Annotated in this window: 23 protein-coding genes; 10 read left to right on the top strand and 13 right to left on the bottom strand. The window is 64.2% G+C overall.

What is annotated here, in order from left to right; translation table 11 throughout:
- Positions 1 to 225: hypothetical protein (locus AWB68_RS49205; RefSeq protein ID WP_235028142.1), on the top strand; the 225-nt coding region annotated here is incomplete at its 5' end.
- A gap of 62 nt (positions 226 to 287) precedes the next feature.
- On the opposite strand, the gene AWB68_RS01100 is transcribed toward AWB68_RS49205, so the two are convergent.
- Complete coding sequence (locus AWB68_RS01100) at positions 288 to 1,034, bottom strand: GntR family transcriptional regulator (protein ID WP_087642502.1); 747 nt, start codon at positions 1,032 to 1,034, stop codon at positions 288 to 290.
- A 185-nt stretch (positions 1,035 to 1,219) separates the two neighbouring features.
- On the opposite strand from AWB68_RS01100, the gene AWB68_RS01095 reads away from it, so the two are divergent.
- The gene (locus AWB68_RS01095) at positions 1,220 to 2,245 is read left to right on the top strand and encodes an NADP-dependent oxidoreductase (protein ID WP_087642501.1); all 1,026 of its coding nucleotides are present in this window, start codon (positions 1,220 to 1,222) and stop codon (positions 2,243 to 2,245) included.
- A gap of 81 nt (positions 2,246 to 2,326) precedes the next feature.
- Complete coding sequence (locus AWB68_RS01090; protein WP_087642500.1) at positions 2,327 to 3,769, top strand: MATE family efflux transporter; 1,443 nt, start codon at positions 2,327 to 2,329, stop codon at positions 3,767 to 3,769.
- Between the two features lie 23 nt (positions 3,770 to 3,792).
- Here AWB68_RS01090 and AWB68_RS01085 read toward each other — a convergent pair whose 3' ends face one another.
- A complete protein-coding gene (locus AWB68_RS01085; protein ID WP_087642499.1) occupies positions 3,793 to 4,206 on the bottom strand; it encodes a hypothetical protein in 414 nt (137 codons plus the stop codon).
- Positions 4,207 to 5,025: 819 nt separating this feature from the next.
- The gene (glgX, locus tag AWB68_RS01075) at positions 5,026 to 7,221 is read right to left on the bottom strand and encodes a glycogen debranching protein GlgX (RefSeq protein ID WP_087642497.1); all 2,196 of its coding nucleotides are present in this window, start codon (positions 7,219 to 7,221) and stop codon (positions 5,026 to 5,028) included.
- Between the two features lie 383 nt (positions 7,222 to 7,604).
- Here glgX and AWB68_RS01070 point away from each other — a divergent pair, with 383 nt between their 5' ends.
- The 4 genes from AWB68_RS01070 (at position 7,605) to AWB68_RS01055 (ending at position 10,923) form a co-directional block, all read left to right on the top strand.
- On the top strand, positions 7,605 to 9,011 hold the full coding sequence (locus AWB68_RS01070) for a DUF2252 domain-containing protein (protein ID WP_235028141.1): 1,407 nt from the start codon (positions 7,605 to 7,607) through the stop codon (positions 9,009 to 9,011).
- Positions 9,012 to 9,198: 187 nt separating this feature from the next.
- A complete protein-coding gene (gene mscL / locus AWB68_RS01065) occupies positions 9,199 to 9,639 on the top strand; it encodes a large conductance mechanosensitive channel protein MscL (RefSeq protein WP_087642495.1) in 441 nt (146 codons plus the stop codon).
- A 314-nt stretch (positions 9,640 to 9,953) separates the two neighbouring features.
- On the top strand, positions 9,954 to 10,445 hold the full coding sequence (locus AWB68_RS01060; RefSeq protein WP_087642494.1) for a hypothetical protein: 492 nt from the start codon (positions 9,954 to 9,956) through the stop codon (positions 10,443 to 10,445).
- A gap of 268 nt (positions 10,446 to 10,713) precedes the next feature.
- Positions 10,714 to 10,923: a dodecin gene (locus AWB68_RS01055; protein ID WP_087642493.1), complete on the top strand. Its 210-nt coding sequence runs from the start codon at positions 10,714 to 10,716 to the stop codon at positions 10,921 to 10,923.
- A 100-nt stretch (positions 10,924 to 11,023) separates the two neighbouring features.
- On the opposite strand, the gene AWB68_RS01050 is transcribed toward AWB68_RS01055, so the two are convergent.
- The 4 genes from AWB68_RS01050 to AWB68_RS01035 form a co-directional block, all read right to left on the bottom strand.
- Entirely contained in the window at positions 11,024 to 12,130 is a 1,107-nt protein-coding gene (locus AWB68_RS01050; RefSeq protein ID WP_087642492.1) for a BMP family ABC transporter substrate-binding protein, read from the bottom strand.
- A gap of 139 nt (positions 12,131 to 12,269) precedes the next feature.
- Positions 12,270 to 13,199, bottom strand: coding sequence for an ABC transporter permease (locus AWB68_RS01045; RefSeq protein WP_087642491.1), 930 nt, complete (start codon positions 13,197 to 13,199; stop codon positions 12,270 to 12,272).
- 31 nt (positions 13,200 to 13,230) lie between these two features.
- Positions 13,231 to 14,343, bottom strand: a complete 1,113-nt coding sequence (locus tag AWB68_RS01040) for an ABC transporter permease (RefSeq protein ID WP_087642490.1) — start codon at positions 14,341 to 14,343, stop codon at positions 13,231 to 13,233.
- Between the two features lie 5 nt (positions 14,344 to 14,348).
- Entirely contained in the window at positions 14,349 to 15,920 is a 1,572-nt protein-coding gene (locus AWB68_RS01035; protein ID WP_087642489.1) for an ABC transporter ATP-binding protein, read from the bottom strand.
- Between the two features lie 246 nt (positions 15,921 to 16,166).
- Between AWB68_RS01035 and AWB68_RS01030 the strand changes: the two genes are divergently transcribed.
- Positions 16,167 to 17,099, top strand: a complete 933-nt coding sequence (locus AWB68_RS01030) for a LysR substrate-binding domain-containing protein (protein WP_087642488.1) — start codon at positions 16,167 to 16,169, stop codon at positions 17,097 to 17,099.
- Positions 17,100 to 17,143: 44 nt separating this feature from the next.
- Here the strand turns inward: AWB68_RS01030 and AWB68_RS01025 are convergent, their stop codons facing one another.
- Positions 17,144 to 18,520, bottom strand: coding sequence for an 8-oxoguanine deaminase (locus AWB68_RS01025; RefSeq protein WP_087642487.1), 1,377 nt, complete (start codon positions 18,518 to 18,520; stop codon positions 17,144 to 17,146).
- A 468-nt stretch (positions 18,521 to 18,988) separates the two neighbouring features.
- Here AWB68_RS01025 and uraH point away from each other — a divergent pair, with 468 nt between their 5' ends.
- Together uraH and AWB68_RS01015 are read left to right on the top strand one after the other, a co-directional pair.
- Positions 18,989 to 19,342: a hydroxyisourate hydrolase gene (gene uraH, locus AWB68_RS01020; RefSeq protein WP_087642486.1), complete on the top strand. Its 354-nt coding sequence runs from the start codon at positions 18,989 to 18,991 to the stop codon at positions 19,340 to 19,342.
- Between the two features lie 91 nt (positions 19,343 to 19,433).
- The gene (locus tag AWB68_RS01015) at positions 19,434 to 20,627 is read left to right on the top strand and encodes a urate hydroxylase PuuD (RefSeq protein ID WP_087642485.1); all 1,194 of its coding nucleotides are present in this window, start codon (positions 19,434 to 19,436) and stop codon (positions 20,625 to 20,627) included.
- Positions 20,628 to 20,708: 81 nt separating this feature from the next.
- Here AWB68_RS01015 and AWB68_RS01010 read toward each other — a convergent pair whose 3' ends face one another.
- The 5 genes from AWB68_RS01010 to puuE all read right to left on the bottom strand — a co-directional run bounded on the left by AWB68_RS01010 (position 20,709) and on the right by puuE (position 24,403).
- Positions 20,709 to 21,191, bottom strand: coding sequence for a DUF1579 domain-containing protein (locus tag AWB68_RS01010; protein WP_087642484.1), 483 nt, complete (start codon positions 21,189 to 21,191; stop codon positions 20,709 to 20,711).
- Between the two features lie 176 nt (positions 21,192 to 21,367).
- Positions 21,368 to 21,868, bottom strand: a complete 501-nt coding sequence (locus AWB68_RS01005; RefSeq protein ID WP_087642483.1) for an ureidoglycolate lyase — start codon at positions 21,866 to 21,868, stop codon at positions 21,368 to 21,370.
- Entirely contained in the window at positions 21,865 to 22,878 is a 1,014-nt protein-coding gene (gene alc / locus AWB68_RS01000; RefSeq protein WP_087642482.1) for an allantoicase, read from the bottom strand. The genes AWB68_RS01005 and alc overlap by 4 nt, the downstream gene beginning before the upstream one ends.
- 50 nt (positions 22,879 to 22,928) lie before the next feature.
- Entirely contained in the window at positions 22,929 to 23,450 is a 522-nt protein-coding gene (gene uraD / locus AWB68_RS00995; RefSeq protein WP_087642481.1) for a 2-oxo-4-hydroxy-4-carboxy-5-ureidoimidazoline decarboxylase, read from the bottom strand.
- Complete coding sequence (puuE, locus tag AWB68_RS00990; protein ID WP_087642480.1) at positions 23,447 to 24,403, bottom strand: allantoinase PuuE; 957 nt, start codon at positions 24,401 to 24,403, stop codon at positions 23,447 to 23,449. The genes uraD and puuE overlap by 4 nt, the downstream gene beginning before the upstream one ends.
- Between the last annotated feature and the right edge of the window lie 26 nt (positions 24,404 to 24,429).

The raw sequence follows: 24,429 nt of genomic DNA, 5'->3' as shown, positions 1-24,429 counted from the left end.
AGCGGTGCGATGCCCGTGCCTCTTCTACATGCCAACAACGATGAAACCCCGCTAACGACACTCCCCCGGTTGGACCACTCAGACATAACGGTCTGGCGACAACTGGCAAGAATTGGCGTTGAGAAGCTGCTTTCTTTGCTTACTTTCTTTGCAGCAGCAAAGAAAGTGAGTCCCGCCCCGGACAGGGGCAGAGCAAATAAACCACAAAGAAAACAAGTTCCATAGAAGCCCAAGCGCATCAAACGGTGTACACCCCCGCCCCCACCCCCCCAAGCGCCAGCGCCGGTCTACTTCCGAAGCTCCGCGACAAAGTCGTAGTAATCGTTGCGGCAGTAGGTATCGGTGAGTTCGATCGCCCGCTGGTCCGCCGTGTAGCCCACCCGCGTGATCAGCAGCAGCGCGTCGTGCGGCGCAATGCCCATCTGCTGCGCGATTTCATCGCTCGCATTCACCGCGCGGAAATGCTGCAGCGCGCGCACGATCGACAGGCCGCGCTGGTCGAGAAAGCTGTAGAGCGAATCGCCGACCGCTTGCGGGTCGGGAATCAGCGACGCGGGGAAGGTCGAATTCTCGACCGCCATCACGATGTTGTCCGCGAGCCGCAGGCGCCGCAGACGCGTGACCGCCGCCGCCGGCGACAGTCCAAGCTGGATCACTTCATCGCGATTGGCAGGTTCGATCACGCGCGAGAGCCATTTGGAACTCGGCGTGAAGCCGCGCCGGCGCAACATCTCGCTGAAGCTCGACAGGCGCGAGAGCGGATCTTCATAGCGCGGCGTGATGAAGCTGCCCGCGCCTTGCGTGCGCCGGATCAGGCCCTGCTCGACGAGCAGCGCGATCGCTTTCCTCGACGTGATCCGCGACACGCCGAGCGCCTCCGACAACACGCGCTCGGACGGCAGCGCTTCACCCGCATTCCAGCGGTTGTCGTGGATCGCGTTGGCGAGCTTGCGGGCGAGCTGCAGGTAGAGCGGGGTATCGCTGTCCGGGTCCGGGCGCAAGTCGCGCCAGCGGTCTTCCGATGTCGAGTTCATAAAGCGGACGCAAGAGGGACCAAGCGGCGATTCTAAGACAAACAGATGACGCGGCGGGCTTTAACCGCGAAGGAAAAGCAAGGTCGCGGGTATTTGCGCAGTTATTTGAGCAGGCTCGCGCACGCTCGTTGGCGATCCACGCGACTGCTACACTGTCCGCCTCGAAAATTCGCCGGTGCTCCGTCATGCAAAACAGTTATCCCAATCGCCAGTGGTTCTACGTCAAGCGCCCTGAAGGCCGCGTCGGCGCCGAGCACTACGCGTTGCGCGAGCAGGCGCTCGACGGCACGCTGGCCGCCAACGAAGTGATCGTGCGCGCAAGCATCATCAGCGTGGACCCGTATATCCGCATCCAGCAGCACGAGCGCAATACGTACGACGTGCCGCATCCGCTCGGCATCGTGCAGCGCGCGGGGGTCGTGGGGCAGGTGGTCGCGTCGGCGAGTCCGCTCTTCAAGGAAGGCGACTGGGTTTCCACCTACAGCGGCTGGCAGCTCTATGCGCGCTGCCATCAGAGCGAAGTGACGAAGCTCGATCCGTCGATGGCGCCCGTCTCCACCGCGCTCGGCGTGCTCGGCATGCCGGGGCGCACCGCGTGGTTCGGGCTGATGGAGGCGGGGCGGCCGCGTCCGGGTGACACGCTCGTCGTGTCGGGTGCAGCGGGCGCGGTCGGCTCGCTCGTCGCGCAGTTCGGCAAGCGCGCGGGGTGCCGCGTGGTCGGCATCGCGGGCGGGCCGGACAAGTGCCGCTTCCTCACCGACACGCTCAAGCTCGATGGCGCCGTCGACTATCGCGCGCACGCCACGCTCGAATCGCTGTCCGAGGCGATCCAGGCGGCGACCGGCGGCGTCGACGTGTATTTCGACAACGTCGGCGGCCGCGTGACCGATGCGGTGATTCCGCTCATCAAGCGTCGCGCGCGCATCGTCATCTGCGGGGCGATCGCGCAGTATGACGGCGGCCTCGATACGCCCGACCTCGGCCCGCGTTTCCTGCAGCACATGCTGTTCCAGCGCGCAACGATCCAGGGCATTCTCGCGCGCGACTTCGTGCACCGGATGGACGAGATGATCGCCACCGTCGCGCCCTGGGTGAAGAGCGGCGAACTGGTCTATCAGGAGACTTACGTCGACGGCTTCGAGCAGTTGCCGGCGGCGCTCAACAGTCTCTTCGATGGACGCAATGTCGGCAAACTGCTGGTCCGCGTCTGAGCCGGGACGGCCGTGCGATGCGAACGCATCGCACGGCCGTTCGTGCCATGATGCGCGGATCGCTCATTCGATGGCAGCGCAATGAACTCACGCACACCGTCCACGGCGGCCCGCTTCGTCACGGGTTCGACGATGCGTCATGTGATCGTCATGGCCGGCACCGGCGCGATCGGCCTGATGGCCGTCTTCGCGGTCGATCTCGCGAACCTGTTCTATGTGTCGATGCTCGGCGATACGTCGGTCGCGGCGGCGATCGGCTTTGCCGGCACCATCAACTTCTTCCACGTCGCCGTTTCGATCGGCATGTCGATCGGCGTGAGCGCGACGGTCGCGCGCCTCGTCGGCGCCGGGCAGCGCGCGACGGCGCGGCAGGTCGCGACCGCGAGCCTCATCTTCATGGTGCTCGTGACCGCCGTGCTCACGGCCGCGACCCTGGCTTTCCTCGAACCGATCCTCGATGCGCTTGGCGCCGCCGGCGAGACGCGCGTACTCACGCGCCTCTTTCTCCGCATCACCGCGCCGACCCTGCCGCTGCTCGCGATCGGCATGTGCACCGCCGCGCTGATGCGCTCGATCGGCGATGCGCGGCGCGCGATGACGGTCACGCTGACCGCCGCGATCGTCACCGCGATCCTCGACCCGTTGCTGATCTTCGGCTTGCATCTCGGCCTGACGGGTGCCGCGATATCGAACGTGATCGCGCGGATCGCGCTCGCGTTCGTCGGGCTGTATGGCGTGAGCCGCGTGAATCACCTGCTCGGCCGCCTTCAGGTGCGGCGCACGTGGGATGACGTCAGGCCCGTGCTGAAGGTGGCGCTGCCCGCCGTGCTCACCAACCTCGCGACGCCGGTCGCCAGCGCCTACGTCACGCATGCGATGGCGCGCTTCGGGTCGGCGGCGATCGCGGGGCAGGCGACCATCGACCGCATCACGCCCGTCGCCTTCGCGCTGATCTATGCGCTGACCGGCGCGGTCGGGCCTATCGTGGCGCAGAACCTGGGCGCGGGCCGCGCGGACCGCATCCGCGAGACGATCCTCAACAGCCTCGGCTTCGTGCTGGCGACGGTCGCGCTCGCATGGCTCGTGCTCGCGTTCGCGCAGCACGGGCTGATCCGCGCGTTCTCGGCGCACGGCGTCACGGCCGAGATCATCTCGACATTCTGCTCGTGGCTCGTCGCGAGCTATGCGTTCGTCGGCTGCCTGTTCGTGGCGAACGCGACCTTCAACAACCTGGACCGGCCGCTCCTCTCGACCCTCTTCAACTGGGGACGCACGACGCTCGGCACGGTGCCGTTCGTCGCCGTCGGCATTCGTCACGGGCCGATCGGCGTGCTCGTCGGGCAGGCGGTGGGCAGCGCGATCTTCGGCCTGATCGCGATGATCGTCGCGTGGATTGTGGTGAAGCGCCTGCCGATGGGCGACTGCGCGCGCCTCGCGCAGCGGCATGTGGAGGAGCCGTCGTCCGCGGTGGTCAGCGTGCCGGGGGCGGCGGCCGGCAATACGGTGGCGCCGGAGATGCAGTGAAACGGGTCGTCTGGGCGTGGGCGTTACATGCACGCGTGATGCGAATGCACCGAGCCCAGCACCGCGACTTCGGCGGGCGTGCGCTTGAGGTCGTCGTCCTTGACCTGCTTCGCGTCGGAGAGGAATTCGTCGACGATCGTCGACACCCGGATGTCGTTCAGGCACAGCGACACGCGCTGCGTTTCGTTGGCGGGCAGCGCGGCGCGCTGGCCGAGAAACAGCACGCCGTATTGATAGCCGCGCACGATGCCGCGCACCGCGCCGACGCATTGGCCTTGCGCGGCGTTGTCGGATTTTTGGGCGCATTGCTGCGCGAGGGAGTATGCCGAGAAGCTTGGATCGACGGGGGGAGCGGGGTTCTGCTGCGCGTGTGCGGTCGTTGTCGCCATGCCGAGGAGCGCGGCCGATGCCAGCGCGATCGAGACGTGTCGATTCATGGTGTTGTCCCTCGTTGTCGGGAGTGTGTCGGGTGAGAGGGTTTGCGTTCGGAATGGTTCCATTGTGGTGTGGCGTGGCGTGGTTTACACCGTTTGATGCGCTTGGGCTTCTATGGAACTTGTTTTCTTTGCGGTTTATTAGCTCTGCCCCTGTCCGGGGCGGGACTCACTTTCTTTGCTGCTGCAAAGAAAGTAAGCAAAGAAAGCAGCTTCACAACGCCAATCCTTGCCATGCATCGCTAGCCCGTTATGTCGGAGTGGTCCAACCGGGGGAGTGTCGTCAGCGGGATTTTAGCGTTGTTGGCACCTAGGACCGGCACGGGCGTCGCACCGCAAGACGAAGTGGACCAGCAGTCATTCATCCGGCCTCGCGCTACGCGCTTACCCGTCAGGCAAAACTAAAACCCATCACTAATTCTACATTCTATGTTCATGCTTGCCGCATGCTTCCAATCACCATCGCTAGCAGACCTGTCGTCGGGCACGAAGTGCCAGGACGGATGTATGACTGCTGATCCACTCCGTATGGCGGTGCGACGCGCGCGCCTCTTCTACACGCCAACAACGATGAAACCCCGCTAACGACACTCCCCCGGTTGAACCACTCCGTTTCAAGCGCGAGTGAACACGGGTTAGGGCTGGCGGTGGGAAGCTGCTTTCTTTGCTTACTTTCTTTGCAGCAGCAAAGAAAGTGAGTCCCGCCCCGGACAGGGGCAGAGCTAATAAACCACAAAGAATACAAGTTCCATAGGAGCACAAGCGCATCAAACGGTGTACACCACACCCCACCCCACCCCCACCCCACCCCACCCCCAGCAATCACTCCCCTTCCCCTTGCACTTCATCCGTCAACGCTTCTTCGAGCCGCTTGAAGATCCGCCGCGTCGCGCCCCTCGCGTGCAACGCGAACAGCAACAGCGAGCGCCCCGTCACCTGATACACCGCGCCCGAATCGAAGTCCTCCAGTTCCTCGCGGATCGGCGCATTCGTGTCGATGAGACAACTCCACTGATCGCTGCCAGGAATATCCGGCAGCGTGAAATCGACCACATCGTGATGCGCATTCACGACCAGCAGCAACGTCGCATCCGATGCCGGGCGTCGAATGCCCGTCGCCTGCGCGCGACCGTCGATGACGAGGCCGAAGCAGCGCATCGAGGGATCGTCCCATTGCTCGGCCGTAAGTTCATCGCCTGAAGGGCTCAGCCACTTCACGTCGGCAACCTGCAAGTCCTCGTGGTATTCGCCCGTCAGGAAGCGTCCGCGACGCAGTACCGGCAACGTATGACGCAGCGTCGTCAGCTTGCGCACGAACTCGTTCAGCGCGCGGCCGTCGTCGTCGATGCCCTCCCAGTCGACCCAACTGATGTCGTCGTCCTGGCAATACGCGTTGTTGTTCCCTTGCTGCGTGCGGCCGAACTCGTCGCCCGCGAGAACCATCGGCGTACCCTGCGAAAACAACAGCGTCGCGAGCATGTTGCGCTTCTGGCGCTCGCGCAGCGTGCGGATCTCGGGGTCGTCGGTCGGGCCCTCGGCACCGCAGTTCCACGACTTGTTGTCCGAGTGGCCGTCGTTGTTGTCCTCGCCATTCGCCTCGTTGTGCTTGTCGTTGTACGAGACCAGGTCGTTTAGCGTGAAGCCGTCGTGCGCGGTGATGAAGTTCACGCTCGCCCACGGACGGCGGCCGCGATGGTTGAACTTGTCCCCCGAACCGGTGATGCGTGTCGCGAGTTCGGCGGCGACGCCATCGTCGCCTTTCCAAAACGAGCGCACGGTGTCGCGGTACTTGTCGTTCCACTCGGCCCAGCCGGGGGGAAAGCCGCCGACCTGATAGCCGCCCGGGCCGCAATCCCACGGCTCCGCGATCAGCTTCACGCTCGACAGGATCGGGTCCTGGCGGCAACTGTCGAGGAAGCCACCGCCTTCGTCGAAGCCGTACGGCTCGCGGCCGAGGATCGTCGCCAAGTCGAAGCGGAAGCCGTCGACGTTCATCTCCGTCACCCAGTAGCGCAGGCTGTCGGTGACCATCTGCAGCACGCGCGGATGTGAGAGGTTCAGCGTGTTGCCCGTGCCGGTATCGTTGATGTAGTAGCGGTTCTCGTCGGGCATCAGCCGGTAGTACGACGCATTGTCGATGCCGCGAAACGACAGCGTCGGCCCGCGCTCGTTGCCTTCGGCCGTGTGGTTGTAGACCACGTCGAGGATCACTTCGAGCCCGGCTTCGTGCATCCGGTCGATCATCTCCTTGAACTCGGCGACCACGCCCGGGCCCCGCGCGAAGAAGCGCGGATCGGCGGCGAAGAAGCCGATCGTGTTGTAGCCCCAGTAGTTGGTAAGGCCACGGTCGGTGAGATGGCTATCGTTGACGAACGCGTGGATCGGCATCAGTTCGACGGAGGTCACGCCAAGGCTCTTGATATGTTCGATGACTTCCTTCTGTCCGAGTCCCTCGAACGTGCCGCGCATGTGCTCCGGCACGGCCGGATGGCGCTTCGTGTAGCCGCGCACGTGGGTTTCGTAGAAGATTGTGTGGTCCCACGGCACGCGTGCGCGCGTCGCGTGCGTCCAGGTGAAGCTCTGGTCGACGACCTGGCACTTCTGCATGAAAGGCGCGCTGTCGCGTTCGTCGAAGGTGAGGTCGTCGCCGTCGGCGTCGAGCGTGTAGCCGAATACGGCCGGGTCCCACTTCAACTCGCCGACATGCGCCTTCGCGTAAGGATCGAGCAGCAGCTTGTTCGGATTGAAGCGGTGGCCCGCTTCCGGTTCGTACGGGCCATGCACGCGGTAGCCGTAGACCGTGCCCGGTTTCAGGCCAAACACGTAGACGTGCCAGACTTCGTCGGTGTATTCCGGCAGTTCGATGCGTTCCAGTTCCTTCTCGCCTGATTCATCGAACAGGCACAGTTCGACCTTCGTCCCGTTCGCGGAAAACAGCGCGAAGTTGACGCCTTCGCCGTCCCAGGTTGCGCCGAGGGGAAACGGCGAGCCTTCGGCAATGCGGATATCGTTCGGCATGGGGTGATGGTTCTCGGTGTCGGTGATGCGCCGCGCCTTTCACGAAGTGCGACGGCAGGAACGGGTGTATGGGTACGCGGTGGCGTGCACATCGCGGGCGTACCCTGAGCCGGTGCTGTCAAGCACGTTGTATGCCCGAGCATGGTTCGATGCGTGTGGCCGTGGTGCACGTAGCGCGCCGATACGCGCCGTGCTGGTGCGTCGGCAATGCGCGCCGGCACGCTCGCGCCGCGATTGTTCCGGCGTCGAGAGATATGACATCGCTTCACGAGCGCCTGGCTTCCTCGCCAGCCGCTGCCGGTGTAAAACCTACCTGTAGGCGCGCCGACGCACACGTCGTGCAGCGTTCACCGCAACGATCCGCCCCCACCAGGAGAATGCGCTTGTCCACGCAGCCTGTGTCGACGAAAGACTCGTCGCAAAGCACGATTTCAACCGGCGGCACTGCCGCAGCAAGCCACGCAACCGGCCGCGCCCTGCGCGACGCCGTCCCCTTCGACACCCACGCCGCCTGGCAGCCCGCGCCGGACCGGCCCGATCCTGTCGAGCAAGTGCTTGCCAGCAACGCCGGCCGCCAGGAGCGGCTGGTCCCGCTGCGCATGGCGCGCATGGCGGCGTCGCCGTTCGCGTTCCTGCGCGGCGCCGCGAACGTGATGGCCTCGGACCTCGCGAAGACGCCATCGATCGGCCACACCGTGATGATCGACGGCGACGCGCACGTGAGCAACTTCGGCCTCTTCCGCACGCCGCGCCAGGACGTCGTGTTCGATCTCAACGATTTCGACGAGACCCTCGTCGCGCCGTGGGAGTGGGACCTCAAGCGGCTCACGGCGAGCATCAACGTCGCGGCGCGCGAAAACGGCGTCGATGCGGACGGCCGCGACAGAGCGGTACGCTCGGCGTCGGCCGCATATCGCACGACGATGGCGGAACTCGCGCAAGTGAACGCCTACGACCTCTGGCAGATTCGCGCGTACGACGCGCTCCACATCGACACGTCCACGCATCTGAACGCGGCCGACAAGGCGACGATCGAAAAGACGGTCGAGAGCGCGATGAAACGCTCCCACGCGACGATGCTCGAGAAAGTCGCCGAGCGTGCAGGCAACAGTTGGCGCTTCAAGGAAGATCCGCCGATCCTGACGAAGATCGATGCCGCCGAGCGCAATGACGTGATCGACGGGTTCAAGGCTTATCTGCAAACCATCGAGGGCGAGTGGCGCATGATGCTCGATCGCTACGACATCGCCGATGTGGCGCATCGGGTGGTCGGCGTGGGAAGCGTCGGCACGCGTGCGTATCTCGTGCTGATGCTCGGCCGCGCGCTCGGCGACCCGCTTTTCATGCAGGTGAAGGAAGGCATCGTGCCGGCGGCGGCGCCCTTCGTGCCGCCGCTCGACGAGCCGTTTCGCCACCAGGGGCGCCGCGTCGTGCACGGACAGCGGCTGCTGCAGAGTTCGTCGGATGCGCTGCTTGGCTGGACGACGATCTCGGGCCGCGACTTCTACGTGCGCCAGATGAAGCAGATGCGCGGCTCGATCCCGGTCGACTGGCTGCACGGCGCGACCTTCGATTTCTACGCGTGGTGTCTCGGCCTCCTGCTCGCGCGCGCCCACGCGCGCACCGGCGACGCCGCGCTCATCGCCGGCTATTGCGGCAGTTCCGACAAGCTCGATGCGGCCTATGCCGGATGGGCGGAGCGCTACGGCACGCGGACGGTCGATGACCACGCCGCGTTCGTCGGCGCGATCGCGAAGGGGCGCATCGTGGTGGCGGCGCCGGAAAAGTAGTCTTGTCCGTCCGGCCAACGCGGAAAAACTCCGCGCGCCGGGCGGATCGATTGGCTATCATTGCCCTGCTCCAAGCATCCGACGAGCGGGCAAAGAGCGGGCGACAAGCGAGCAAGAACGGCGCCCGTTCCCGATTGGCACATCCCTTGCTGCCCTTTTCGCGAACTTTTACTGGAGGAAGCCGCGCATGAGCATGATTCAGGAATTCAAGAACTTCGCCCTGAAGGGCAACGTCATGGACCTCGCCATCGGTGTGATCATCGGGGGCGCGTTCTCGACCATCGTGAACTCCATCGTCAAGGATCTGATCATGCCGGTCGTCGGACTCGCGACGGGCGGGCTCGACTTCTCGAATCTCTTTATCCGCCTCGGGCACGTGCCAGCGACCTTCAAGGGCAATCCCGACTCCTACAAGGACCTGCAGACAGCAGGCATCGCCGTGTTCGGCTATGGCGCGTTCATCACGGTGCTGATCAACTTCATCATCCTCGCGTTCATCATTTTCCTGATGGTCAAGTTCATCAACAATCTGCACAAGCCATCCCAGACGGCGCCCGCCGCCACGCCCGAAGACGTGCTGTTGCTGCGCGAAATCCGCGACTCGCTGAAGAATTCGCCGCGCGTCTGACGCGCCCTTTCACGCCGCGAAGAGCGTCCGAACCCGCGCCCGGCGCGGGCTTTTTTCGTGATCGCTACACACATTGGTACGCGAAACATCTTTTTTCTTCGAGATTTTTCGTCGCGCGCGAAATTGCGGGACTATTATTGAGACTGGTGCCAAGCGAGCCGCCGCAGGTCTTCGGCATGATTCGTGCGCGTGGGTGCATCTCCGGCGATACGTGTCGCCGGCGACGTGCAGCGCCCTTCCCGAATCGCCGTGAACCGACCACTTCGATGTGCTATAAAAGATCGACGAGCGGCGCGCAAGACGGGAGTGGCCGCATGAGGACGCTGCGTTTCTTGCAATTCTTTTTCAGGCGAATTTTTATGTCCTTCCCGAAAAAGCGTAAGCGCGTGAAGGCCGACGGAGACGAGTCGTTTCTCGCCGTCCTTCGGCATTTCAAGCCGTTCGGTCAGCTCGACACGAAGATCGCACGTGCCCGCGCGCAGGACGAGCCGGTGCTGTACGCGCACGTGCTGCCCGGTCTCGACGTTCTTCTGTGCAGCGTGCGCGGCGCGCAGCCGCCCTATCCCGCCACCGAGGAACTGCACCGGCGCTGCATCGAGTCGATCACCAATGCGCTCGAACAGCCGCTCGACGGGCTGGAAAACGGCGGCTACTGGTACGAGGCGAACGGCTTCGGCTTTCTCGTGTTCGCAAGCCGCGCCCGTTCGCAGATACTGAGCGAGTTCGGCGCGACAGTGTCGGCACGCACGCGTCGCGGCACGCGCCGGCAGGATGCGGGCGACGCGGCCTCGCGGCCGCTGCGCTGATCCCGATTCTGAATCGCGCGCATGGCCTCCCGCGCCCGGACCTCACCGTCCGGGCGTTTTTCAATGCTCCCGATACTTCGATCACCGCCAACAAATCATCGTCGGCGAGACTTTGCTCGCATCCCGCGAGCAGGTCGCGCGTCGCCGCAGGGCTTCAATCGCGCCATTCTCAAAGCACAAGCAGCAAGGCCGTGGTGCACGCCTTGCTGCAACATCGTTGCACATCTTCACGATGCAACGCCAATCTGCCTCACCCAAGGAGAACACCATGTCGGAACACGTATACAAGCTGATCGAACTTACCGGCTCGTCGCCGCAATCGAGCGACGACGCCGTGCGTGTCGCGCTCACCAAGGCGGCGAAGACGCTGCGCAACATGCACTGGTTCGAAGTGACGGAGACGCGCGGGCATATCGAGGACGGCAAGGTCCTGCACTGGCAGGTCACGCTGAAGGTGGGCTTGCGGCTGGAAGAATGAGGTCCACGCGCCACTGAGCGATTGCAAAAAAGGCCGCGCTTCCTGCGAAGCGCGGCCTTTTCATCACGAGGCGTGCGGCGTTACTTCGACGCCTGCGCGCTTACTTCGGCAGCGAGCCGTCCACCCCTTCCACATACCAGTTGATGCGCTGCAGTTCCGGGTCGGTCAGCGTCTTGCCGGCCGGAATCTTCTCCACGCCCGCCTGATCCTTGATCGGGCCGGTGAACACGTCCCACTTGCCGCCGTGCAGTTCGTCACGCTTCGCCGCGACCGCCTGCATCGCCTTCGCCGGAATCGCGCCGGTGTTCAGGTCTTCCAGGTCGACCGCCTTCTGCGGCATGCCGAGCCACACCGGATCGTTCTTCCACTTGCCATCCAGCACTTGCTGGATCACCTGGTTGTAGTACACGCCCCAGTGCGCGACGACCGAGCCGAGATGCGCGCTCGGCCCGAACTTCTTCATGTTCGAATCCCAGCCGAATGCGAACACCTTCTTCTCCGCAGCCGTGGCGAGCGTCGCGTTCGAATCGGTGTTCTGCAGCAGCACGTCGGCGCCCTGGCCGATCAGCGTTTCCGCCGCCTGCTTTTCCTTGCCCGGATCGAACCAGCTGTTGATCCAGATGACCTTCGTGTGGATCTTCGGGTTCACCGAACGCGCGCCCAACGTGTACGCGTTGATGTTGCGGACCACCTCGGGAATCGGCACCGAGGCCACGAAGCCGAGCGTGTTGGTCTTCGTGACGTAGCCCGCCGCGACGCCCGCCAGGTACGCGCCCTGGTACATGCGCACGTCGTACGTGCCGAAGTTCTTCGCCTTCTTGAAGCCGGTCGCCGTCAGGAAGATGGTGTCGGGAAAGTCCTTCGCCACCTTCAACTGGAAGTCCTGGTAGCCGAAGCTCGTGCCGAAGATGACCTTGTTGCCCTTGTTCGCGAGATCGCGAAACACGCGTTCCGAATCCGCCGACTCCGGCACGTTCTCGACGCGCGTGATCTTGACCTTGTTGCCGTACTGCGCCTCGGCTTCCTTGCTGCCGGCGTCGTGTGCGAAGGTCCAGCCCGCATCGCCCGGATTGCCCAGATAGACGAACGCGATGCCCGGCGCGTCGGCCGCCTGAGCGCCCGCCGCCGCCAGCGTGGCGGACAGCGCGATTGCGGTGCCGAGTTTGCCACCGGCCGCCGTCAGCGCGTTCAGCCATGTTTTATTCATTGTGCTTCTCCTGGTCGATGTTGTTGGTGAAACGCGAAATCGTCTGTCAGTTTGTTGCGTCAAAAATGGCAGCGGAACCGGCGGCGGCGATGTGCGGCTGATGTGCAACACCGCTGGCGGTCGCCCCCCGACTCGTGCTTCAGCTCGCCGCGAAGAATGGCTTCCCGAGCGACGCCGGCGCGTTCAGCTTGATCGTGTTCGGATTGCGCGAGATCAGCACGAGCACGACGATCGTCGCGATATACGGAAGCATCGCGAGGAACTGCGTCGGCACCGGCACGCCGATCGCCTGCGCGTAGAACTGCAGCGCCATCACTGCGCCGAACAGCAACGCGCCGATCATCAGTCGCCCCGGGCGCCAGGTCGCGAACACGACGAGCGCGAGCGCGATCCAGCCGCGTCCCGAGGTCAGTTGCTCCTGCCAGATGTGCAGGTAGACGATCGAGTAATAACCGCCCGCGATGCCCGCCATCGCGCCACCGAAGAGCGTCGCGCCGTAGCGCACGCCAACCACCGGAAAGCCCACCGAATGCGCGACCGCCGGCGATTCGCCGACCGAGCGCAGCACGAGCCCGGCACGCGTGCGGTACAGGAACCAGCCGATCACGCCGAACATGATGAACGCGAGATAGCCGAGCGGCGTGAGCGAAAAGACCGCGGGCCCGAGCACAGGAATCGACGCGAGGCCGGGGATCGGCATGACGTCGATCGACGCGCGCACCGCCGCCGACGTGTACGGCTTGCCGACATACGCCGAGAAGCCGATGCCGAAGATCGTGAGCGAAAGGCCCGTCGCGACCTGGTTGGCGAGCATCGTGATGGTGAGAAAGCCGAACAGCAGCGACATCGCGAGTCCGGCGAGGATCGATGCGCCGATCCCGAGCCACGGACTGCCGGTGATCGCGGTGACGGCGTAGCCGGTGACGGCGCCCATCAGCATCATTCCTTCGACGCCGAGATTGAGCACGCCCGACTTCTCGGCGACGAGTTCGCCCGCGCCCGCGTACATCAGCGGGATGGCCGCGACGACGGCGCTCGACGCAAGGTTGCTGGCCTGATTGACATCCATCTTGTGAGCCTCGGGAAAGAATCAGGAAAAGTCAGGATGACGCCGCGTGATGCGCGGAAACCCGGCGTCGCACGCGATAGTTGACGAAGAGATCGCAACCGAGCAGGCAGAACAGCAGCAACCCCTGGAACACGCCCGCGAGCGCCTGCGGCAGTTGCAGCGAGGTCTGCACCGCTTCGCCGCCGAGATAGAGCAGCGCCATCAGCAAACTGGCCAGCACGATGCCGATCGGATGCAGGCGCCCCACGAACACGACGATGATTGCCGTGAAGCCGTATCCCGGCGACCAGCCGGCCTGCAACTGGCCGATCGGACCGGCGACTTCACCCATGCCGGCGAGGCCCGCGAGGCCGCCCGAGAGCAGGAGCGAGGTCCAGATGGTCTTCTTGTCGGAGAAGCCGGCGTAGCGCGCGGCGAGCGGCGCGAGGCCGCCGACGTTCATCCGGTAGCCCGCGAAGCTCTTCCTCATGAAGACCCACACGAGCGGAATCGCGATCGCCGTCAGGAACACCGACGCGTTGATCCGCGTGCCCTTCAGCCACGCCCAGTGCCAGTCGCCATAAAGGCGCGGGAACAGCGCCTGGTCGACGAACATCGCCGAGATCGGGAAATTCATGCCTTCCGGGTCGCGCCACGGGCCGCTCACGAGGTAGATCAGCAACTGCGTCGCGACGTACGTGAGCATCAGGCTCGTGAGGATTTCGTTGGTGTTGAAGCGGCTCTTGAGCAGCGCGGGAATCGCCGCCCACGCCATGCCGCCCGCGACGCCGCCCAGCATCATCAGCGGCAGCGTCCACCAGCCGGATGCATCGCCGGCGTAGATCGCGATGCCGCCCGCCACGATCCCGCCGAGCAGCATCTGGCCTTCCGCGCCGATGTTCCACACGTTCGCGCGATAGCCCACCGCCAGCCCGAGGCCAATCAGGCACAGCGGCGACGCCTTCAGCACGAGCTCCGACCAGCCGTTCACGTTCGAGAGTGGATCGATGAAGAACGCGTGCATCGCGCGCAGCGGGTCCTGTCCGACGAGGCTGAAAATCAGGAAGCCGATGACGAGCGTCGCGACCGCCGCGACGGCCGGAACGGCAAGCTGCATCGCGCGGGACGGCGTCGGGCGCGCTTCGAGTCGGTAGGGAAAGATCATCGCGGTTACTTGTTGATTGAATCGATGGCGGCGGGTTGCGAGCGCTTGCCGTCGAAAAGGCCCGCCATGAAGAGGCCGATCTCTTCGGCGTTGGTGTCGCCGGTCGCGCGCACCGGCGAGAGCTTGCCGCGCGCGAGCACGGCGAGGCGGTCGCAGATGTCGAAGAGTTCTTCCAGTTCCTCCGAGATCACCAGGATCGCGACGCCGCGCGCCGCGAGGTCGAGCAACTGCTGGCGGATGAACGCGGCCGCGCCCACGTCGACACCCCAGGTCGGCTGCGCGACGACCAGCACCTTCGGCTCCTGGAGAATCTCGCGTCCGACGATGAACTTCTGCAAGTTGCCGCCCGAGAGGCTTTGCGCGAGCGCGGCGTTGCCGCCGCAGCGCACGTCGAACGACTGGATGCAGCGGTCGGCGAAGGCGCGCACGGTCTTCGCGTTGATCCAGCCGCCCTTCACCATGTTCTCGCGATGCGCGGTCAGGAGGCCGTTGTCGGCGAGCGACATCGCCGGCACGGCGCCCCGTCCGAGCCGTTCTTCCGGCACGAAGGCGAAGCCGAGCTTGCGGCGCGCGCCCGCGTTCAGGCGCGCGGCGGGCTTGCCGCAGATCGTGACGGCATCGGCGGCGACGTGCCGGTCGCGGATTTCGCCCGACAGCGAAGCCAGCAACTCGGCCTGACCGTTGCCGGACACGCCCGCGATCCCGAAAATCTCGCCGGCCTTGACCGCGAACGAGACATCGTCGAGCGACGTGCCGAACGGGTCCGGGCTCGCCACCGACAGGTGCTTCACGACGAGCAGCGCATCGCCGGGCGTATGGACGCGGCGCGTGTAGTCCGGCAGCGAATGGCCGACCATCAGTTGCGCGAGCGACGCGTGCGTTTCCTTCCTCGGATCGACGCTGCCCGTCACGCGGCCGCCGCGCATCACGGTCGCGTTTTCGCAGAGCGCCTGGATTTCGTCGAGCTTGTGGCTGATATAGAGAATGCTGCAGCCTTCCGATGCCAGCCGCCGCAGCACCGTGAAGAGCTTCTTGACCGCCTGCGGTGTGAGCACCGAGGTCGGCTCGTCCATGATGAGCAAGCGCGGATTTTGCAGCAGGCACCGCACGATCTCGACGCGCTGTCGCTCGCCGACCGTCAGGCTGTGCACATGCCGCTGCGGATCGACGTCGAGCCCGTAATCCGCCGACACCTCGCGGATGCGCTTCGAAAGCGTCTTGAGATCGAATTTGTCGTCGAGCGCGAGCGCGATGTTCTCGCCGACCGTCAGCGTCTCGAACAGCGAGAAGTGCTGGAACACCATGCCGATGCCGAGCTTGCGCGCAGCCGCCGGACTGCCGATCTCGACGGCCTCGCCTTCCCAGCGGATCTCGCCCTCGTCCGGCCGCACCGCGCCGTAGATGATCTTCATCAGCGTCGACTTGCCCGCGCCGTTTTCGCCGAGCACCGCGTGGATTTCGCCGGGCGCGACGACGAGCGTGACGTTGTCGTTCGCCTTGACGGCCGGGTATTGCTTGCTGATGCCGTTGAGCGACAGGCGCGGCGGCGGATTGGAGGTGAAGGTAGCGTCGCCCATGAGGTCAGAGAGTGCGCAATGCCGAGCTTGACTGGTTACGGAAGGCCGCCTCGCCCAAGGGGCAAGCCGGACCGCGGGCAGAAGATACCGAATTCGACGCGTTCCGTCGATAACTCAAAATAATGCGGGACACGGCGCCAAGCCAGTGTTTGCGGGTAAGCCCACCTTGACGCGATCTTTGTGTCATATTAAAAATGATATGGTCCACACATAAGTCGATCAGCCAGAACATATACCGGAGATAACATGAGTCAGCAGCGCGAGGCGATCGACACTTACTTATTACGCGTCTTGCATACCTTGCTGATGGAGCGCAGCGTCACCCGCGCGGCCGTCAAGCTCAACCAGTCCCAACCCGCCATCAGCGCAGCGCTCAGGCGTCTGCGCGACATCACGGGCGACCCCCTGCTCGTGCGCGGCAAGTCCGGCATGGTGCCCACCGAATACGGCCTGCGCCTGCTCGAACCGACGCAGAACGCGCTGCGCGAAATCGAGCGCATCAAGGTCCAGCAACACAACTTCGAGCCGTCGACGTCCGTGCGGTGCTATCGCATCGGCTGTCCCGACTATCTGAACGTGCTCTTCGTCCCGACGGTCGTCGAGCGTTTTCGCATCGCCGCGCCCAACGCCACGCTCGAATTCCATTCGCTCGGTCCCGCCTTCGACTATGAACTCGCGCTGGAGGACGGCAAGCTCGATATCGTCGTCGGCAACTGGCCGGAACCGCCCGAGCAACTGCACCTGTCGAACCTCTTCGTCGACAAGATCGTGTGCCTCGTGTCCAGCGCGCACCCGTTCGCCAAGCGCGGCGTGCTCACGCTCGACCAGTACCTGAACGCGCCGCATCTCGCGCCGACGCCGTATTCGGTCGGCCAGCGCGGCGCGATCGACGTGCATCTGGCGCGCGAGCGGTTGAAGCGCCATGTGGTCGTCACGCTGCCGTACTTCAATCTTGCGCCTTACGTGCTGATCAAGTCGGACCTGGTCTTCACGACGACGCGCCTCTTCGCCGATCACTACGCGCGTTTCCTGCCGCTCACCGTGATTCCCGCGCCGCTCGACTTCCCGCCGATGCAGTATTACCAGTTGTGGCACGAGCGCTGCCATTACTCCGACGAAGTGCGCTGGCTGCGCGGGCTGGTGGCGGAGGCGACCCGGTCGCTGATCGATCAGCCCTGACGGTGTGGACCGCCGGCGCCCGCGCGCCGGTCAACCTGGTCAACTCACCGCTGGTTCGCCAGTTCCCCCGCCAGCCGGTTGTGCCGCTCGACGAGCGCGCCCAGTTCGAGCGTCGTCAGCCGTCCGTCCCGCACGACCACCTTTCCGTCGATCACGCTCGTCGACACCTGCGACGGCGCGCAAAACACCAGCGCCGCGACCGGATCGTGCAGCGCGCCCGCGAACGCGTGCTGCGACAGGTCGAACGAGACGAAATCCGCCGCCATGCCGGGCGCGAGCGCGCCGATATCGTCGCGGCCGAGCACCTTCGCGCCACCGAGCGTCGCGATTTCGAGCGCTTCGCGCGCGGTCATCGCATCGGGACCGAAGCCGACGCGCTGGAGCAACAGCGCCTGACGCACTTCCGCGACCATCTGCGCGCCATCGTTCGACGCGGAGCCATCGACGCCCAATCCGACCGGCACGCCTGCGTCGCGCATCGCCCGGATCGGCGCGATGCCGGAGGCAAGCCGCATGTTCGAGCACGGGCAATGCGCGACGCCCGTCCCCGTCCGCGCGAACAGCTCGATGCCGGCGCGGTCGAGCTGCACGCAGTGCGCATGCCACACGTCGTGCCCGACCCAGCCGAGATCCTCGGCGTACTCGGCGGGCGTCATGCCGAATTTCTCGCGGCTGTAAGCGACATCGTTCACGTTTTCCGCCAGATGCGTATGCATCGACACGCCATATTGCCGCGCGAGCAGCGCCGAATCGCGCATCAGCTCGCGGCTCACCGAGAACGGCGAACAGGGCGCGACGACCACGCGCAGCATCGCGTAACGGCCTTCGTCGTTGTATGTCTCGATCAGGCGTTGCGTGTCCTTCAGGATCGCGTCTTCCTTTTCGACGACCGAATCCGGCGGCAGTCCGCCGTCCTTCTGCCCGACGCTCATGCTGCCGCGCGCCGCATGAAAGCGCATGCCGATCTCGCGCGCGGCCGCGATGCTGTCGTCGAGGCGGCTGCCGTTGGGGTAGATGTAGAGATGATCGCTCGACGTCGTGCAGCCCGAGAGCAGCAGTTCGGCCATCGCGGTCTGCGTCGACACGGCGATCATCTCCGGCGTCAGGTTCGCCCAGATCTTGTACAGGTTCGTGAGCCAGCCGAACAACTCGGCGTTCTGCGCGGCGGGAATCGCGCGCGTAAGGCTCTGGTACATGTGGTGATGCGTGTTGACGAGGCCGGGGATCACCAGATGCCCGCGCATGTCGAGCACTTCGTCGGCGGTCTCGGGCAGTTCGCTCGTCGCGCCAACCGCGACGATGCGGTTTCCTTCGATGAACAGGCCGCCGTCGCGAATCTCGCGGCGCGTGCCGTCCATCGTGACGAGCACCTGCGCGTTCCTGACCAGCAGCGTTCGTGAGCGTTGTTCCCGTTGTTGCATAAAGTCGATCTCCGGTTTTCGGGTAAGAGAGGGGTTGAGAAAAGCCCCGGTTACCCAGCGTCGATCGCCGTCTTCGGGACGCACAGCCAATCTGCGCGAGGCCTCAATGTCGGTAGCCAAAATCCCGCTGGCAATCCGAACGCCGCCATAGTCGCCTTCACGCCCCCAATATATTCGTGAATTTTGGCGCAGGTAGCATCGCCGGGTAACCGTGGACGTTTGAAACGCTCCATGAATGGATATCCATGGCTCAAGTCGTTCAAGCCTTACGCGCCGCTGTCATGCGCTGGGGATTATCTTTCCTATCGCGAGCGCACAGCGGCCGCCAAGTTTCTAAAATGCTGTACACGGCGCGCATCTGATCACGCCGACGGGTATGTAGCCACTCACGTGGAGCCTCGATCCGCCGCCGACGCACTGGTTGGATCGATGCGCAGCCGTTCATCGCACAACACAAGGAACCTGCGAATGGGCAAGCTCACAACCCATGTGCTCGACACCGCGCACGGCCGTCCCGGCGCCGGCATCAAGGTCGAACTCTTCGCGCTCTCGGGCGACACCCGCCGCGCGCTCAAAACCATCACCACCAACGACGACGGCCGCACCGATTCGCCGATGCTGGAAGGCGAAGCACTCGCCATCGGCGAATACGAACTCGTGTTCCATGCGGGCGACTACTTCGCGGCAATCGGCGTGAAGGTGCCCGAGCCGCGTTTCGTCGATCGCGTGGCGCTGCGCTTCGGCATCGCCGATCCGGCGTCGCACTATCACGTACCGCTGCTCGTTTCGCCCTGGGCCTACAGCACTTATCGCGGAAGCTGAGCGGCAGCATCGACACAACAGACCAGCACATCGCGCCCGTCCCCGACAACCGTGACGATGTGCGCATAACGAATCGGTAGTGGAGGAGTACATGGAAGGTTTTGTCACCGACTGGCTCAATCTCGTATTGCGCTGTCTGCACGTCATCGTCGCGATCGCGTGGATCGGCGAGTCGTTCTACTTCGTCGCGCTCGACAACAGTCTCAAACCGCCGCAGGACCCGAACGCCAGGAAACGCGGCGTGTTCGGCGATTTCTGGCACGTGCATGGCGGCGGCTTCTATCACATGCAGAAGTACTCGGTCGCGCCGCAGGACATGCCGGAGAGCCTGCACTGGTCGTTCTGGCCGTCCTACACCACGTGGATGTCGGGATTCGGCCTCTTCTTCGTCCTGTACCTGCTTTCGCCGAGCACGTATCTGATCGACAAGAACGTGCTGGACATGGGACCGGTCGTTGCTGTATCCGCCGCGCTCGGCTTTCTGATGGCGGGCTGGATCGTGTATGACTCGCTGTGCCGTCTGCTTGGCACCAAGGACAAGCTGCTCGGCATCTGCGTCGGCATCTATGTGCTGATTGCGGCGTTCATCGCGTGCCACGTGTTCTCGGGACGCGCCGCGTATCTGATCACCGGTGCAATGATCGCGACGATCATGTCGGCCAACGTGTTCTTCGTCATCATTCCGGGCCAGCGCAAGATGGTCGCGGCGATGCTGAAGGGCGAAACGCCCGACGCGATCTACGGCAAGCGCGGCAAGCAGCGCTCGGTGCACAACACGTATTTCACGCTGCCCGTGGTGTTCGCGATGCTGTCGAACCACTACGCCATGACTTACACGCACAAGTACAACTGGCTGATTCTCGTGCTCATCATGCTGGCGGGCGCGCTGATCCGGCAGTTCTTTGTGATGCGTCACCGCGGCCAGGTGCTGTGGTACATGCCGGTGGCGGGTCTCGTGCTGGTGGCGGGCGCGTTCGCGTGGACGATGCCGGCTCCCACGGTGGCAGTCGCGCAGGCAGCGGGTGCGCCGGCGATCAAGGTTGCCGATATCGCGCCGATCATCCAGCAGCGCTGCGCCGCGTGCCACTCGGCGCATCCGACGATGATGGGCAGTGCGCCGGCCGGCGTCCTGCTCGACACGCCGGACGAAATCTCGCAGAACGCGCAGCGCGTGCATCAGCAGGCCGTGACGCTCAAGGCGATGCCGCTTGGCAACGTCACGGAGATGACGGATGCGGAACGCCAGAAGATCGCCGCGTGGTTCGATGGCGGTGCTGTGAGGTAAGCGGTCTGGGGTACGTGTATCGCTGTGTTTGAAGCGACGAGGCCATGAATGCAGATTCATGGCCTCGTTTGCATGGGCCTGTCACTTCTTGCGCCAGTAGTCCGCGCGCACGACCTGATGCCATTGACCGTCGTCATTCTGCATGTAGGACGTGAGCGTGCGATGGTCGTCGCTTTCGATCGCGATGACGTCCTTGTACCTGGCGTATTTGCCCGGCGCGGAGAAATCGGGTCCTTCGGTGTTCAGCGTGAGCACTTTCTCGTCGGCATCGAGCGCGCCTTCGTAGATCCACATATGCGTCATCATCGACGCGACGAAATTGCCGACGAACTCTTTCGTCTGCGTGTCGTAGCCGAGCGTCATGATGGTCGTCGCGACGCTGCCATCCTTCATTTCGCCCTTCCCCTCGCACTGCACCCAGATGTCGCCGAGCGAACGCACCTGTTCGTTCGTTTCCCAGGTCTCGCCAGGTTGCCCGGGCTGCATCGTCATCTCGCCTTTGGACGTCCAGTCGCCGCACAGTTTCAAAAGCCACGCGTGCTCTTTTTGCGGTTCCGTCTTCATTGCCATCGCTCCTCTGTATGACGAAAAGATGAGCCGTGTTGATCGCACGGCCATTTCGAAAGCTTAGTGTAAGCCAAGAGCGAGGCGCCGTGGTTGACAAGTATTCAGGAACCGCTGCACAAAACAAAAAAGGACCATCACTGGTCCTTTTCTTGCCCTGCCCGCCGCGCTACCGCTTACCGCATCGCATCCTCGGTAAGCCACAGCGACTCGCGCAAATCCTGCTCGTTGAGATTGAGCCCGTCGCCGCCACGATCGACGACGATGAAATCGCTCACCTCATCCAGTGCGATCAGCGGATGATGCCAGACGCCCTTCGCGTAGTTCACACCCTGCCAGCCGCGCGTGACGAACGCGCGAACCGCGCTTTCGTCGAGATCGCCGGCCGGCGCCACCACGACCAGGTAAGCCTTGTCGTTCAACGGCAAGAATGCCTGGCTGCCCAGCGGATGCCGTTCGAGCATCTTCACTTCGAACGGCAGCACGCGGGGCTGCCCGCGAAACAGGTTCACGAGCGGCCTGCCATTTTCAGCTTCGACGTCGATGTTCGCGAGATCGTGAAAGCGGATCGTCGTGCCGAGGTTGATGGGAATCTGCTTCGCGCCATCGAGTTCGATGACGTCGCCGAAAGGCTTGAACGCAGCACGCGTCAACGGTTCGATAGCGAGCTTTTTCATGCGAGCGTTCCAAAGAGACGCAGACGCGATACACCGCCGTCCGGAATGATGTTGAAGCGCACGTGCGTCACGGGGCCGAGCGCCGCCAGTTCCGACTCGAAGAAATGCTGCTTGTCCATTTGCAGCTTCTGTTCGCCGAGCAATACCGGCCAGAACATCGCCTGCGTGACGAGCGAGCTGTCGGTGCCGCCCTTCACGTAAGCCGCCTGCAGCGAGCAGCGATCCGGATAGTTGCCCTTGAAGTGCGCGGTGTCGACTTCGATCTTCTTGATGATGCCCGGCTGCGCGAGCGCGACGATGCACCAGTCGTTGCCCGGCTCGCGACGGCGGCGCGTTTCCCAGCCGTCGCCCATGTTCACGCCGCGTCCCGGCATCAGCAGCGAGGACGCGAGCCCGAAGTGCTGGTTGTTGGCGTTGACGAGATAAGCGCCGTTTTCCATCGCGGCGAGGTCGAACAGTTCGCTGCGGCTCGCGTTGCTCCAGTCGAGCTGCGGCTGGCCGTACACACGCAGACGCGCGATGCCGCCATCCGGGTAGACGTTCACGCGCAGATGGGTGACCGGCTGGTCCGTCGTGACGTCGAGGTAATGATGGCTGTTGCCTTGCAGCGTCGTGGACGGGACGATCTCGGTCCACTGGGTCGACTGGTTCGGCGCGCCGCCGTCGGCGACATGCGCACCTTCAATCGATGCGGCCGGCGGGAAGTTGCCGGTGAAGTGGCTCGTGTCGAGATCGATGCCCTTGATGACGCCCGGGCGCGCGAGCTTCACGACGCACCAGTCGTATCCGGTCGAGCGCTTGCGGCGCGTTTCCCAGCCGTCCATCCACTTGCCGTGGTCGTCGAACTTGCCGGGGATGAACACCGCCGGCTCCGGGTTCAGCATGCGCTCTTTCGGCGCGAAGAAGTCGTCGCTCGCCTCCAGCGCCTGCGCGCCGAGACGCGGGTCCGCGAGATTCACATATCGGCGCGTGAATTCGGGCGCGTTGGGATCGAGTGTCGGGATTGCCATTGTCTTCGTCCTGGTTCGTGCTGCGGTATTAAGCGGATATAAGCACGGATTCAAGCGCTGATCAGGTCATCGAGCCTGAAGCGCGCGATCCGGTAAATCTGATCGAGACTCTCGCGAAGCTCCTCGGCGCGGCTGTGATTCACGCGCTTTTCGAAGTTCGCGATGATGCCGTGGCGGTCGTAACCGCGCACGGCGAGGATGAACGGGAAGCCGAACTTCTCGCGATACGAGGCATTCAGCGCCTGGAGACGGTCGAATTCTTCCTGCGTGCAGAGGTTCAGGCCCGCGCCGCTCTGCTCGCGGGTCGACTCCTCGGTGAGTTCGCCGCGCACCGCCGCCTTGCCCGCGAGTTCCGGGTGGGCGTTGATGAGCGCGAGTTGCGGCCCTTCGCCTGCCGCCTCCACCGCGCCCGACATCGTCGCGTGCAGCGCAGCGACGCTGGCGAACGGCCGTTGCGAGACGGCCGCTTCGGCCACCCACGGCGAGTGCTCGAAGATGCCCGACAGCACGGTGACGAACGTTTCCGCGGGCAGTGCGTTGAGTTGATCGAGTGTGTAGTGCATCGCCTTCATGCCGTCGTCCCGTTGGATTGTTTGCCGCCTTCATAGGGGTGATGTTCGCGCCAGTGCCGCGCGATGTCGACGCGACGCGTCACCCACACGCGGTCATGTTGTTCGATGTGATCGAGAAAACGCTGCAGGCCGCGGAAACGTCCCGGACGGCCGAGCAGACGGCAATGCATGCCGATCGAAAGCATCTTCGGCGCTTCGTCGCCTTCTTCGTAGAGGACGTCGAATGCATCGCGCAGGTACGTGAAGAAGTGCTCGCCGGTGTTGAAGCCCTGCGGCGTGGCGAAGCGCATGTCGTTGGTGTCGAGCGTGTACGGCACGATCAGTTGCGGACTCTTCGCTCCCCCCGTCACTTCGACGTCCATCCAGAACGGCAGGTCGTCGCCGTAGTTGTCGGAGTCGTACAGGAAGCCGCCGTGTTCCGCCACCAGCCGATGCGTGTTGGGGCTGTCGCGGCCGGTGTACCAGCCGAGCGGACGCACGCCCGTCACGCGTTCGATCGCCTCCATGCCGAGGCGCATGTGCTCCGCCTCGCGCTCCGGCGACATGTCCTGGTAATGGATCCATCGATAGCCATGGCACGCGATCTCGTGCCCGAGTTCAACGAACGCTCGTGCCAATTCCGGATGCCGCTCGATCGCCATACCGACGCCGAAGATCGTGAGCGGCATCTTGCGCTTCTCGAACTCGCGCAGGATGCGCCAGACGCCCGCGCGCGAGCCGTACTCGTAGATCGATTCCATGCTCATGTGACGCGACGGATACGACGCCGCGCCGACGATCTCCGACAGGAACTGCTCCGAGCCCGGATCGCCGTGCAGCACGCAATTCTCGCCGCCCTCTTCGTAGTTCAGGACGAACTGCACGGCGACGCGCGCGCGCCCCGGCCAGTTGGCGTAGACCGGGTTGCGGCCGTAGCCGATCAGGTCGCGAGGATAGTTCGGATCGTTGGACATGGCGTTGACGTTGATGACGGTAGTGA

This window comes from Caballeronia choica (assembly GCF_001544535.1).
In the GTDB taxonomy this organism is placed as follows: domain Bacteria; phylum Pseudomonadota; class Gammaproteobacteria; order Burkholderiales; family Burkholderiaceae; genus Caballeronia; species Caballeronia choica.
The sequence above is the reverse complement of the archived record's forward strand: the minus strand, read 5'-3'. Positions and strand labels throughout refer to the sequence as shown.

Excerpts from the sequence above, each read along its gene's own strand:
- AWB68_RS01100 (WP_087642502.1), bottom strand. The coding sequence starts at position 1,034 with ATGAACTCGACATCGGAAGACCGCTGGCGCGACTTGCGCCCGGACCCG.
- AWB68_RS01095 (WP_087642501.1), top strand. The coding sequence starts at position 1,220 with ATGCAAAACAGTTATCCCAATCGCCAGTGGTTCTACGTCAAGCGCCCT.
- AWB68_RS01090 (WP_087642500.1), top strand. The coding sequence starts at position 2,327 with ATGAACTCACGCACACCGTCCACGGCGGCCCGCTTCGTCACGGGTTCG.
- AWB68_RS01085 (WP_087642499.1), bottom strand. The coding sequence starts at position 4,206 with ATGAATCGACACGTCTCGATCGCGCTGGCATCGGCCGCGCTCCTCGGC.
- glgX (WP_087642497.1), bottom strand. The coding sequence starts at position 7,221 with ATGCCGAACGATATCCGCATTGCCGAAGGCTCGCCGTTTCCCCTCGGC.
- mscL (WP_087642495.1), top strand. The coding sequence starts at position 9,199 with ATGAGCATGATTCAGGAATTCAAGAACTTCGCCCTGAAGGGCAACGTC.
- AWB68_RS01060 (WP_087642494.1), top strand. The coding sequence starts at position 9,954 with ATGAGGACGCTGCGTTTCTTGCAATTCTTTTTCAGGCGAATTTTTATG.
- AWB68_RS01055 (WP_087642493.1), top strand. The coding sequence starts at position 10,714 with ATGTCGGAACACGTATACAAGCTGATCGAACTTACCGGCTCGTCGCCG.
- AWB68_RS01050 (WP_087642492.1), bottom strand. The coding sequence starts at position 12,130 with ATGAATAAAACATGGCTGAACGCGCTGACGGCGGCCGGTGGCAAACTC.
- AWB68_RS01045 (WP_087642491.1), bottom strand. The coding sequence starts at position 13,199 with ATGGATGTCAATCAGGCCAGCAACCTTGCGTCGAGCGCCGTCGTCGCG.
- AWB68_RS01040 (WP_087642490.1), bottom strand. The coding sequence starts at position 14,343 with ATGATCTTTCCCTACCGACTCGAAGCGCGCCCGACGCCGTCCCGCGCG.
- AWB68_RS01035 (WP_087642489.1), bottom strand. The coding sequence starts at position 15,920 with ATGGGCGACGCTACCTTCACCTCCAATCCGCCGCCGCGCCTGTCGCTC.
- AWB68_RS01030 (WP_087642488.1), top strand. The coding sequence starts at position 16,167 with ATGAGTCAGCAGCGCGAGGCGATCGACACTTACTTATTACGCGTCTTG.
- AWB68_RS01025 (WP_087642487.1), bottom strand. The coding sequence starts at position 18,520 with ATGCAACAACGGGAACAACGCTCACGAACGCTGCTGGTCAGGAACGCG.
- uraH (WP_087642486.1), top strand. The coding sequence starts at position 18,989 with ATGGGCAAGCTCACAACCCATGTGCTCGACACCGCGCACGGCCGTCCC.
- AWB68_RS01015 (WP_087642485.1), top strand. The coding sequence starts at position 19,434 with ATGGAAGGTTTTGTCACCGACTGGCTCAATCTCGTATTGCGCTGTCTG.
- AWB68_RS01010 (WP_087642484.1), bottom strand. The coding sequence starts at position 21,191 with ATGAAGACGGAACCGCAAAAAGAGCACGCGTGGCTTTTGAAACTGTGC.
- AWB68_RS01005 (WP_087642483.1), bottom strand. The coding sequence starts at position 21,868 with ATGAAAAAGCTCGCTATCGAACCGTTGACGCGTGCTGCGTTCAAGCCT.
- alc (WP_087642482.1), bottom strand. The coding sequence starts at position 22,878 with ATGGCAATCCCGACACTCGATCCCAACGCGCCCGAATTCACGCGCCGA.
- uraD (WP_087642481.1), bottom strand. The coding sequence starts at position 23,450 with ATGAAGGCGATGCACTACACACTCGATCAACTCAACGCACTGCCCGCG.
- puuE (WP_087642480.1), bottom strand. The coding sequence starts at position 24,403 with ATGTCCAACGATCCGAACTATCCTCGCGACCTGATCGGCTACGGCCGC.